This is a genomic window from Streptomyces sp. NPDC005141 (genome assembly GCF_053599975.1).
This window is the reverse complement of the sequence record NZ_JBSFYW010000049.1, coordinates 1-11387: the sequence shown is the minus strand read 5'-3', so window position 1 is coordinate 11387 and position 11387 is coordinate 1. Positions and strand designations below refer to the sequence as shown.

At 67.0% G+C, this 11387-nt stretch carries 7 protein-coding genes and 2 pseudogenes; 5 read left to right on the top strand and 4 right to left on the bottom strand.

Annotated features, from left to right (window positions below; translation table 11 throughout):
• Positions 1-44: 44 nt before the first annotated feature.
• Entirely contained in the window at positions 45-476 is a 432-nt protein-coding gene (locus ACWD68_RS30480) for a hypothetical protein (RefSeq protein ID WP_451809674.1), read from the bottom strand.
• Positions 477-751: 275 nt separating this feature from the next.
• Positions 752-1279: a hypothetical protein gene (locus ACWD68_RS30475; RefSeq protein ID WP_451809673.1), complete on the bottom strand. Its 528-nt coding sequence runs from the start codon at positions 1277-1279 to the stop codon at positions 752-754.
• A 305-nt stretch (positions 1280-1584) separates the two neighbouring features.
• Here ACWD68_RS30475 and ACWD68_RS30470 point away from each other — a divergent pair, with 305 nt between their 5' ends.
• From ACWD68_RS30470 to ACWD68_RS30455, 4 genes are read left to right on the top strand one after another with little or no spacing between them, the layout of a single operon-like run.
• Entirely contained in the window at positions 1585-3723 is a 2139-nt protein-coding gene (locus ACWD68_RS30470) for a hypothetical protein (protein ID WP_451809672.1), read from the top strand.
• 17 nt (positions 3724-3740) lie between these two features.
• On the top strand, positions 3741-5363 hold the full coding sequence (locus ACWD68_RS30465) for a class I SAM-dependent DNA methyltransferase (protein ID WP_451809671.1): 1623 nt from the start codon (positions 3741-3743) through the stop codon (positions 5361-5363).
• Position 5364: 1 nt separating this feature from the next.
• The gene (locus ACWD68_RS30460; protein WP_451809720.1) at positions 5365-6531 is read left to right on the top strand and encodes a restriction endonuclease subunit S; all 1167 of its coding nucleotides are present in this window, start codon (positions 5365-5367) and stop codon (positions 6529-6531) included.
• On the top strand, positions 6528-9800 hold the full coding sequence (locus ACWD68_RS30455) for a type I restriction endonuclease subunit R (RefSeq protein WP_451809670.1): 3273 nt from the start codon (positions 6528-6530) through the stop codon (positions 9798-9800). The genes ACWD68_RS30460 and ACWD68_RS30455 overlap by 4 nt, the downstream gene beginning before the upstream one ends.
• 32 nt (positions 9801-9832) lie before the next feature.
• Here ACWD68_RS30455 and ACWD68_RS30450 read toward each other — a convergent pair.
• Positions 9833-10040, bottom strand: a pseudogene (locus tag ACWD68_RS30450) (helix-turn-helix domain-containing protein); the annotation flags it as partial.
• 478 nt (positions 10041-10518) lie between these two features.
• Between ACWD68_RS30450 and ACWD68_RS30445 the strand changes: the two are divergent.
• Positions 10519-10767, top strand: a pseudogene (locus ACWD68_RS30445) (IS30 family transposase); the annotation flags it as partial.
• Between the two features lie 227 nt (positions 10768-10994).
• On the opposite strand, the gene ACWD68_RS30440 reads toward ACWD68_RS30445, so the two are convergent.
• On the bottom strand, positions 10995-11387 hold a 393-nt coding region (locus ACWD68_RS30440; RefSeq protein WP_451809722.1), incomplete at its 5' end, for a Sec-independent protein translocase subunit TatA/TatB.

The window sequence follows — 11387 nt, the reverse complement described above, 5'->3', positions numbered from 1 at the left end:
GCGCTTGGACGCGTGCTTATCGCGCTGTTCCTGCCGAACCTTCGTCAGTCGCCGAGCGTGAAATCGAGTCCGCCTGCGCGCAGTTCGGCCTCGGTCTGGGTGAGACCACCGCGGTGGGACACCTCGACGGTGTAGAACTTCGAGCCCGGGGTGATCTCGTCGACCGTGAACGCGAAAGCGCAGCCCGCCTCAGTCTTCTCCCCGAGGCCAAGGGAGCTGGTGGCGACCAGGGTTCCCGCCGCATCGGTGACGTTGACCTGGGCGCCGAAGTCGATGTCGGAGTAACCGCCCGTGCCGGAGCACGGCTCCCCGTCTTCGAGGTCCGCGCCGACGTCGGTGAGCGTGATCGTGCCATCCGTATCGAACGGTTCCGGTGGCTTCGTTTCCTCGGCCGTGGCGGCTTTCGAAGGACTGCCACCCTTCGTCCCTACCGTGTCTCCGCCGATGAGAGACACGGTCAGCCAGCACGCCGCCATCGCTGCGGCTCCTGCACCGACCCCGAGGGCTAGGACGGTGCCCCGGTGCAGTCGCGCCCAGCGGGAAGGGCTCAACGGTCCGGCAGGGGAACGGTCTTCCTCCGGCGTGAACGTTGGCATGGACGGGCCTGGGGCCGGGGCGGGGAGGTGAGCAGGCGGTTCGGATTCGGACATCGCTGTGCTTCCTTTCAGGACTCGGAAGAGGGCGGGGGCAGCCCGCCGTGAGTGCGGCAGCCCTGCCCGCCCTAGTGAGGGGAGAACCGCAAGGGGTGGCGTCAGCCGACCCTCTCCCACTTCAGACAGCCCTTGGTCTCGAAGTACTCGCCCCTGTTTACCGTCACGCGCGACTGGCCGGTGATGTTGTCGTTGGCGATGATCGCCTCCATTTCGCCGGAGGCGTTCTTGGTCCGGGCCCAGTAGCAACCGAGGCCGAAATTGTCGTTTTCGGGTCCGGCCGTCTTGTAGGTGCCGGCCTGGATGTCTTCGCCGACCAGGTACTGGCCGTCGCCCTCAATGGTGTCGGGCGGTCCGGGCTTCTTGGTCGGCTTCGGCTTGGCGGTGGCTGTCTTTTTGGGCGTCTTGGTGACGGTCGCGGCCGGCTTCGGCGCACGGGCTCCGGCGGTCTTGGTGACGGTAACGGCGGGTGCGGGCCGCGCGGAGTCCGTCGCACTGCTCGACTCTCCGTTGCCGCCGATCGCGGCGCCGAAGATCAGTGCGATGAAAGCCGTCGCACCGTGAGTGAGCCAAGCCTTTCGGCGAGACGGCTTCTGGACCGGCGGCTGCGGCGGCACCGGGGGCGACATGGCGGCCCAGCTGGTGGTCGGGGCGGCCCCATCGGGCTGGGCAGCGGGCGGAATCGAGGGAGTGCCAGTCATCTCAGGGACCTCCGGGTTGTCGCGTGGGCAGTCCCACGCGGCGATGTGTCAACGGAGATCAAGGTGACGTTCGTGGATGACAGGATGAGTTAATGAAGGTGATAACCCTGGTTATCAAGCATCTCGGTCGCAGCGTGGTCCGCCCGCAGTAGGGTTCTGCCACCTGCTCCGGCTCAGGGATTCCCTTCCGGAGCTGACAGGGCAGGGCCCGTACGGAAAGGGTGGTGGAGACGATGAGCGCTGCGCTCGAAGCGGGATCCCACATCCTGCCCGAGATGCTGGCATGGCGGATCACATACGCCGAAATCGCCGCCCTCGCGCACGTGCAGCGGCCCGTCCCCACTACCTGGAGCCGCAGGCATGCGGACTTCCCAGCGCCCGTCGCCCATGAGGACGGCCGCCCCCTGTTCGACGCCCGTGCGGTCGTTGACTGGCTGACGACGACCGGCCGCGGCAATGCTGACCCTCGTCGGCTGCGCGCCGAGCTGGCGCTGCATACCCTCTCCGCTTGGCGGACTCCCGCCCTGCCTGCCCCCATCCTCGTGGGGGCACTGACCGCTCTGATCTGCCTGCGCCGGCAGCTCGACGCTCCCCTCTCGGGCCGGAGCTGGGACGAGGTTCTCGCCCAAGCCGCCGACCTCGACCCGGAGGACACGTTCCTGTCGGCCGAACTGCGTGCCGTGCCGGACCCGGAGCACACCGGCCAGGCCCTGGCTGACCTCGTCGACGAGCTGACCGAGGCCGCCTACACCCCCGCCGAGGCTTTCGACTGGGTCCTGGAGGCCCGCCGCCGCCTCGGTTCCCACGACCTGGCCGCCGACGAGCCCACCCCGGCGGTGGTACGCGCCCTCGCGGCCCTGTCCGGCGTCGACACCCTCGACGAAGGCTCCGTCGTCGCCACCCCGCACGCACGCTCCGGCGACCTGCTCGCCGCCCTGCACGCCCGGGCCGCCGAGGACTCCGGCCACACCTACCTCGCCGCCGACCCCGACCCGGGGCGGGCCCGCCTGGTCCGCCGCCGGATGCTCGTCCGAGGCGTGAACGAGTTCGACCTCGGCGTCACAGAGGGGGAGGACCTGTCCGCCGACGAATGGGGATACCCCCATCTGCTGGTCTCTGTCCTCCCTTACGAAGCGGGGGAGAACCGCAACCCACAGATCGTCCTGGAACAGGTACAGGCACTCACCGACTACCTCGACGAAGGCTCAACAGCCGTCGTCCTGGGCCCCGCCGACGTGCTCGTCCGCGCGTTCCCCCGGCACAGCGAGGCCGACCGCCTGCGCCGGTCCTTTCTCCGAAACGGTCTACTCAAGGCCGCGGTGAGCCTCCCCGACGGCGCGTTCCCCTACCGCCCCGGCTACCGCACCGCCCTCTGGGTACTGGCCCGCACCTCGGCGGAACACCGCACGGGCCTGGTCCTGCTGGCCGACTACTCCGCGCAGCCGCTCACCGACACGGTCCTTGACGTGCTCGCCGAGGACATCGCCATCTGGCGCGCCGCCCCCTGGCGCGGCGACCGCCGCCACGAACCCCGCCACGCGGTGATCGTCCCCGCGAAGGACCTCGACGACAGGCCGGGCGCCGCCTTCACCACCCAGCACCGCCCGCCCCTGGCCCGCTACACCCGGGGCGTCATCGAGCGTCCGGTCCGCATCAGCGCCCTGGAGCAGCGCGTGACGGAGCTGCACGAGCAGGCCCGGCAGCGCGCCGACCTGCGCACGGCACTGAGCACTCAAGCCGTGCTGCGCCCCGACGACCAGCCGGTGCGGCGCACCACCGTCCGTCGGCTCCTCGACGATCGGCGCCTGCGCCGACGCCCCGGGCACCGTTTCGCCGACGAGCACCTCACGGCAGACGGTCACTACACGGTGCTCACGCCCGACGTCGTCCTCGGCATCGCACGCCCGGGCGGGCGCCGCATCGACCGCGGAGTGCTCCTCACCGGCTACGAACACGCCCTGTTCACCGAGCCGGGCGACATCGTCGTCACCACGAGCCCCCGCTTCGGCGCCTACGTCGACGAGGCGGGCCTGTCCCTGGTGGCAGCCCCGGCCCGCATCCTCCGCGTCCACCCCGACGCCGACCCGCCAGTGCTGCCACGGGTGCTCGCGGCACTGCTGCGGGCGACCGCCGCCGAGTACGCGCGCATCAGCGGCGCGGTGCGGGCCTCGCGAGGCGTCGAAGACCTCCTCATCCCCGACCTGAGCCGACGCGAGGCCGAGCGCTTCGACGCCGTGCTCGCGGAGATCGAGACTCGCGCGCACCTCCTGCGGGAGCAGTCCGCCGCTCTCGACGACTTGGCCCGCCTCACCGCCGCCGGTATCGCCGACGGCACGCTCACCCTCCAGAACCTCCCCGGAATCGACGACTGAAGGAGACGGTCTGCCCCATGGCTACCGCTGCGAAGAAACCCACCGATCAGGCGGAGTTGTTCAGCGCCTCCACCGCCAAGGAGATCCAGGCGATTCTGTGGAAGGCCGCTGACAAGCTGCGCGGCTCCATCGACGCCGCGCAGTACAAGGAGTTCGTCCTCGGACTGATCTTCCTGAAGTACGTCTCCGACGCCTTCGACGAGCGCCGCTCCCAACTGGCCGCGGAACTCGCCGATGATGGCATCACCGAGGACCGGATGGACGACTTCTTGGAGGACCGGGACGAGTACACCGGTGCCCACGTCTTTTGGGTCCCGGAGACCGCCCGTTGGACGTGGATCGCCACCCACGCCAAGAGCCAAGGTGTCGGCAAGCTCCTCGACGACGCGATGGACGCGGTCATGCGCGAGAACGCCTCGCTCACGGGCGTCCTGCCGAAGATCTTCAACCGCGACAACGTCGACCAGAAGCGCCTCGGCGAACTCGTCGACCTCATCAGCGACGCCCGCTTCGGCGGCTCTGGCGACAAGCCGGCGCAGGACGTGCTGGGCGAGGTGTACGAGTACTTCCTCGGCAACTTCGCGCGAGCCGAGGGCAAGCGGGGCGGCGAGTTCTACACACCGCAGTCCGTCGTCCGGCTGATCGTGGAGATCCTGGAGCCGTACGAGGGACGGGTCTACGACCCGGCGTGCGGCTCGGGCGGCATGTTCGTCCAGGCGGCCAAGTTCATTGAGGCCCACGCCGGGCGCACCCACAAGGCCGACATCTCGGTCTTCGGCCAGGAACTCAACGAGCGCACCTGGCGCCTGGGCAAGATGAACCTCGCCATCCACGGCATCGACGGCAACCTCGCCCCCCGCTGGGGCGACACTTTCGCCGACGACAAGCACCCCGACCTCAAGGCCGACTTCGTCATGGCCAACCCCCCGTTCAACATCAAGGACTGGGCGAGGGACGAAGGCGACCCGAGGTGGAGGTACGGGGTACCGCCTAAGGGCAACGCAAACTACGCCTGGCTCCAGCACATGGTCTCCAAGTTGGGCGAGCGAGGCACCGCTGGCATCGTCCTGGCCAACGGCTCCATGAGCTCCCAGCAGAGCGGCGAAGGCGAGATCCGCCAGGCGCTGGTCGAGGCCGACCTGGTGGCCTGCATGGTCGCGATGCCGTCCCAGCTTTTCCGCACGACGCAGATCCCTGCGTGCCTGTGGTTCCTGGCCAAGGACAAGACCCCGCAAGGCGCGAAGCGCCTGGACGACCGGCGCGGCGAGATCCTGTTCATCGACGCCCGGAACATGGGCGAGATGGTGGACCGGACGGAGCGCGTACTGATGGAGGCTGACCTCGCGAAGATCGCCGGTGTCTATCACGCGTGGCGGGGTACGGCGTCGGCTCGTGAGGCGGGGCTGACGTACGCGGACGAGCCCGGGTTCTGCTTCTCGGCCGAACTCGCGACGGTCCGTCAGCACGGATACGTGCTGACGCCGGGGCGGTATGTGGGGGCCGTTGAGGCGGAGGAGGAGGACGCGGAGGCGGTCGCCGAGAAGATCGAACAGCTATCGGCTGAGCTGTTCGATCTATTTGACAAGTCGGACGCGCTGTCACGGAAAGTCCGTGAGAACTTGGGGATGATCCGTGACTGAGATGAGCGTTAACCAACTCTTGGAAAGTGTTGATTTGCCAGATGGCTGGGAAACCTTCTCCTTGCGGGATCTGCTGCAACCTAAGGGAATCGCTATCGGCGTAATGTACCCGGGTGCACATGATCCGGATGGTGTTCCCGTTGTCCGCGTGAAGGACATGCAGAACGGTCGCATCACGACTGGCGATGTACTGAGAGTGAGCGTGGAAGTCGAACAGAAGCACGTCGGGGCACGATTGATCGGTGGAGAGATTCTGCTGTCTCTCGTAGGCTCTGTCGGTCGCGTGGCGATTGTCCCCCCAGAACTTTCTGGATGGAATACTGTGCGTGCGGTGGCAGTACTCCGGCCTGGGCAAGCCGTCTCAAATGTGTGGCTCAAGCTCTGGCTTTCCTCGGAGCCGGTTCAACAGTTCATTAAGACACGCCTGAATACTACAGTGCAGGCCACGCTTAACCTTCGAGATGTTCGCGAGATTCCCGTCATCGTCCCCCCGAAACGAGAACGGGACGCAATTTCCGCCGTGCTAGGGGCGCTGGATGACAAGATCGCCGTCAACGAGCACATTGCGGCCTCGGCCATGGATTTGGGTAAGGCAAAATTCCAACTCCTCTCTAGTGCGGCCAACGCGGAAGTGACTGTTGGTGATGTAGTCGAGCTCAAATATGGAAAGTCTCTGCCTGTGGTGCGACGTATCGCTGGGGACGTTCCTGTGTTTGGTAGTGGAGGAATTAGCGGTACTCATTGCGATGCCTTGGTGAAGGGGCCCGGAATTGTCGTTGGCCGTAAGGGAACCGTAGGAGCCGTCTACTGGTCGGAGGTGGATTTCTTTCCCATCGACACCACCTTCTATGTCGCATGCAAGAATAACAAGATTTCCCTGGAGTATATGTATTTTGCCCTGGGGGCTCTGGGGCTGGAGCATATGAACTCCGATTCTGCGGTTCCTGGCCTCAATAGGGACAGGGTGCAGTCACTATTCCTTCGTATTCCTGAGCCCGATGCCATGCGGGAGTTCACGGGTGAAGCGCGCAGCCTCTTCCAGCTGCAGCGCAGTCGAGAGGAGGAAAGCCGCGCCCTCGCGTCCCTCCGCGACACCCTCCTCCCCCAGCTCATGTCCGGCCGCCTTCGCGTCAAGGACGCCGAGAAGATTGTCGAGGACCACGTATGACGCACGACGACAAGAGCGCGAGCAGAAGAAGCCAGAACCACCGCCCCCTGGAAGCCGACTGGGAGCTGCTCGCCCTCGACGAACTGGCCGAGCTGGCCTGGCTGCCCGCCCCCGGCAACGAGTTCGCCCCCGGCTCCGGGCACCGTAAGTCCTGGGACGACCTGATCCTCTACCCCGACCTGCGTGAGGCGATCGAGCGGCTCAACCCCGAGCTGCCTCCGGATGCCGTCCGCGACGCCGTCACCGCCGCGGCGACCCCGCAGTCGCAGGACACGTACGAGGAGAACCGCACCGCCCACGGTTCCCTGACGGCCGGCATCCGCTCCGTCGTCTACACCGACGCTTTCGGCGCCGAGCACAACCCGACCGTCCGCCTCGTGGATTTGGCGGACCCGGACGGGAACACGTACCGCGCGCTGAACCAGGTCACCGTCGTCGACGGCGAGAAGCGGCGCCGCTTCGACATCGTCCTGTACGTCAATGGACTCCCGCTCGCTGTACTGGAGTTGAAGCGCGCCGGCGACGAGAACGCCACACTCCAGGACGCGCACTCCCAGGTCGCCCGATACGTGAAGGAGTTCCCGACCGCCTTCCGCTACAACGCGGTGGTGGTGCTCTCTGACGGCATCACGGCGAAGTACGGCACGCCCTTCACCCCGTACGAGCACTTCGCGCCGTGGAACACGGACGAGTTCGGGGCCCGCGTCGACCCGTTCACCGCGGACGGTGACGGGGTGGCCGACTCGGGCCAGAACCTGGCGCTGCACGGGCTGTTCACCCAGACCCGGTTCCTCTCCCTGTGCCGGTCCTTCATCAACTTCGTGCCGTCCAAGCGGATGAAGCGCATCGCGAAGCCGCACCAGTACTTCGCGGTGACCCGTGCTGCGGAGAAGGTGCGCGAAGCGGCAGCCGGAGACGGGAAGGCCGGTGTCGTCTGGCACACGCAGGGCTCGGGCAAGTCCGAGGAGATGGTGCTCACCACGGCGATGGTGATGAGCGACCCGGCCCTGCTGAACCCGACCGTCGTCGTCATCACCGACCGCAACGACCTCGACGACCAGTTGTACTCCACCTTCCTGGAGAGCGAGATCCTCCCGGGTACGCCCCTCCAGGTCGCGACCCGGGCCAAGCTGCGGGAGGAGCTCGCGGCCAAGCGGACCGGCGGCATCCTCTTCACCACCCTGCAGAAGTTCGGTAAGACCAAGCAGGAGAAGGAGTCGGGGGCCGACCACCCGCTGCTCTCAGACCGGCGCAACATCGTGGTCGTCGTCGACGAGGCCCACCGCAGCCACTACGACAACCTCGACGGCTACGCCCGTCACCTCCGCGACGCCCTCCCGCACGCCACGCTCCTCGCCTTCACCGGAACGCCGATCTCCGAGGCCGACCGCAACACCCGCCAGGTCTTCGGCGGTTACATCGACATCTACGACCTCAAGAGGGCCGCCGACGATGGCGCGACGGTCAAGGTCTTCCACGAGGGCCGGGTCATCAAGCTCGTCCTCGGCAAAGACGTCGACCCGACGAAGATCGACGAGGAGGCCGACCGCATCACGGACGGCCTCGACGACACCGAGCGCCGCCGTGTCGAGACGGCCGTCGCCACGATGAATGCCATGTACGGCTTGCCGGCCCGTGTCAGGGATCTCGCCGAGGATCTGGTGGCGCACTGGGAGGAGCGGCGCGAGCGTATGCGGCCGTTCGTCGGCGTCTCCGAGAAGGGCGGGGCGGCCGGCAAGGCGATGGTCGTCTGCGCGACCCGTGAGATCTGCGTCAAGGTTTACGACGCCCTGCGCAAGCTGCGGCCGGACTGGCACAGCGAGGAGCCAGCCAAGGGCGCGATGAAGATCGTCTTTTCCTCGAACTCCCGCAAGGACGAGGACCACCTGCTCGTCCACGCGTTGCCCGACGGCCAGCGCAAGGCGGTCATCAACCGGGCCAAGGACCCCGACGACGAGCTGGAGCTGCTCATCGTCAACAACATGCTGCTGACCGGCTTCGACGCCCCGCCGGTCCACACCATGTACCTGGACCGTCCGCTCAAGGGCGCCAACCTGATGCAGGCCCTCGCCCGGGTCAACCGCCGCTTCCGCGGCAAGGAGGACGGTCTGCTCGTCGGCTACGCGCCGCTGACGGAGAGCCTGCAGAAGGCGATCGCCGAGTACACGGACGCCGACCAGGAGGACCGCACCCTCGGTCAGGACCTCGACCGCGCGCTGGATGAGCTGCGCAACGAGTACGACATCCTCAGCGACATCCTGCGCGGCTTCAACTGGCGTGCGCGTCTTGAACAGCCGACTGCGAAGGCGTTCGTCAACGCCGCCGGCGGGGCCGCCGAGTACCTCCGGAACCCGCGTACCCCCGGCAATGACCCGGAGAAGCTCGACGACCCCCGCCAGACCGTCGGCCGGCGTTTCCGCGACCACTCCCACCGCCTGGAGCGCTTCTACGCGCTGTCTGCCAGTGCCACGAACATCGGCGAGCGTTTTCCGGACCACCCGACCTGGCGCCGGGACATCCAGTTCTTCGTCGAGGTCCGCGCCTACATGGCCAAGCTCGACGCGGCGGACCGCGAAGCCCGTGGCCTACCGGTAGCTCGCGATGTCGAGCTGTACCTCGCCCAGCTGACCTCGTCCGTGGTCGAGACTGGGGGGATATCGGACCTGTTCGCCGAGGCCGGCCTGGAGATGGCCGACCTGACGCACCTCAATGACGCGCTCATCGCCAAGCTCCAGGGCAGCGATACCCCTCACCTCGCGGCGGAGGCGCTGCGTCGGCTCATCGAGCAGAAGATGCGCGAGGTCACGCGTCACAACATCGTCCGCCGCACGGCCTTCTCCGACCGTCTGCAGGACCTGATGATCCGGTACACGCGGCAGCAGTACACGAGTGCCGAACTCATCGCCAAGCTGGTCGAGATGGCCAAGGAGGTGGTCGAAGACGCTCGGCGCGGCGAGAAGTTCGATCCGCCGCTGAACTGGCGTGAGCTCGCCTTCTACGACGCCGTGGCCGCGCACGGCACGGCCCAAGACCTTATGGGCGATGAAATCCTGGCCAGCATCGCCCGCGATCTCGTCGCGGAGGTCCAGAAGAAGCTCAAGCCCGACTGGATCGCTCGTGAACCGGTCCGCGCCGGTCTCCGCAGCGCCATCAAGCGCCTGCTGGCCCGCCACGGTTACCCGCCGGACAGGCGCGCGGAGGCTGTCGACCTGGTCCTGAAGCAGATGGAGCACTTCGCCAACGAGTGGTCTACGAACGGTGCTCAATAGGATTGAGAGCGAGTGTGCAAGACCAGCAAGTTGAAGGGCTGGCCGAGCTTGGTCGGGCGGGCGGCCGCCGTCCTGGACGACGAAGTCCTCGTCGTCAGGAGTGAGCAGGCGGGACGGCCTTTCACCCCGCGAGGAGTCCAGGTAGGCCAGGCTGATCTCGTTGAATCAGTGGACTATGTTGCGGACGGTGTCCTCGTCCGCCTGCACCAGTTTCGCGATCACCGGTACCCTGTGCCCTCCTGGTCGGTCAACCGAGCGCACACGGACAGGCTCTGCCACCACACCCCCCGGTCGGATCAACGGATGTCACCGCACATCTTTGCTTTCTCGCAATGTGAGGCCGCCACCGGTCAGTACGGCGCGCAGACGCTGGGCGCAAGTGTGGGGAAGTCGCGAGGGAGAACTGACGGTATGCCGCTGGCGGTGCCCGCCCCTCAATGGGTCCGACATCCTCAAGTGCCACGCTTCACCGACATCCGAGCGGAAGTCAGCCCTCATCTGGCGCTGGGAACCCAGCACCTACAGGGCATTCGGATGATGACTTTGGCGTGGGCACAGAGCTCGACGCGATCATCGCCCACGCCATCGCGGGCAGGGCTGTGTGACGCTCCGCAAGGCAAGTACTTCGAGACTGTCGGCGACGGGCGAATCGTGATCCAGTTCCGACGCTTGGGTTCTAACGCTTGTCGCAACATTCCTTGATCATTGTGGAGTGTTGATGGCGAGGCGGGGACGTAAGCGCAGACTGGAGCTCGAGGTTGAGTACTGGCGCCTTCTGGCGGCCGGGGTGGGCAGTGTCGAAGCGTGCAGGTGCCTTGGGATCGGGCGCAAGACGGGCTACCGGTGGCGTGCGGAGAACGGTGGCCTGCAACCGGACTACCTCCCGGAAGTCTCGCGTTCGGGCCGGTACTTGTCGCTGTTGGAGCGTCGGAGGATCGCCTCGTTGCGTGGTCGCGGCCCGGCGATCCGGGAGATAGCCGGGCTGCTCGGGCGGGCACCGATGGTCAGCTGGGAGTTGCGGCGCAACAGCCGTCCGCACGACTACGGCAGGTACGACGCCGACCTTGCCCACCACCGCGGCCGCGAACGGGCCGGGCGTCCCAGACGTTCCAAGCTGTCCACGGATTCCGAGCTCAAAGCAGAGGTTCAGTCCAGGCTGGATGGAGTGGAGCCCGGACCAGATCGCCGCCCATCTCAGGACCCGCTGGCCCGACCGTCCCGAGCGGCACCTCTGTCACGAGACCATCTACCGAGCCCTCTACCAAGGTGTGGAAGGCGGTGTGGTCCAGGCGGTGTGGTCCAGGCGGTGGGGTCGTTGAGGTAGAGGCCGCAGGCACAGTCGAGGGCTTCTTCGGGGGAGCCGAAGGGCAGGCCGGTGGGCAGGAAGTTGTCCTGGTACTTGCCGCTGCCGGCGAGGTAGATCGCGAAGCCCCATGTGTGCAGGACGCCGGTGAAGCGCAGGCGGCACAGCGGCAGCGGCTCCTCTTCGCCCGGCAATTCGCCTGCCACGTAGGCGAATCCCGTACGGAAACGGACCTGGACACCCGAGAGCTGGGGCCAGCGTTCCCGCGCGCGGTCGCGCAGTCG

Excerpts from the sequence above, each read along its gene's own strand:
- ACWD68_RS30480 (WP_451809674.1), bottom strand. The coding sequence starts at position 476 with ATGGCGGCGTGCTGGCTGACCGTGTCTCTCATCGGCGGAGACACGGTA.
- ACWD68_RS30475 (WP_451809673.1), bottom strand. The coding sequence starts at position 1,279 with ATGTCGCCCCCGGTGCCGCCGCAGCCGCCGGTCCAGAAGCCGTCTCGC.
- ACWD68_RS30470 (WP_451809672.1), top strand. The coding sequence starts at position 1,585 with ATGAGCGCTGCGCTCGAAGCGGGATCCCACATCCTGCCCGAGATGCTG.
- ACWD68_RS30465 (WP_451809671.1), top strand. The coding sequence starts at position 3,741 with ATGGCTACCGCTGCGAAGAAACCCACCGATCAGGCGGAGTTGTTCAGC.
- ACWD68_RS30460 (WP_451809720.1), top strand. The coding sequence starts at position 5,365 with ATGAGCGTTAACCAACTCTTGGAAAGTGTTGATTTGCCAGATGGCTGG.
- ACWD68_RS30455 (WP_451809670.1), top strand. The coding sequence starts at position 6,528 with ATGACGCACGACGACAAGAGCGCGAGCAGAAGAAGCCAGAACCACCGC.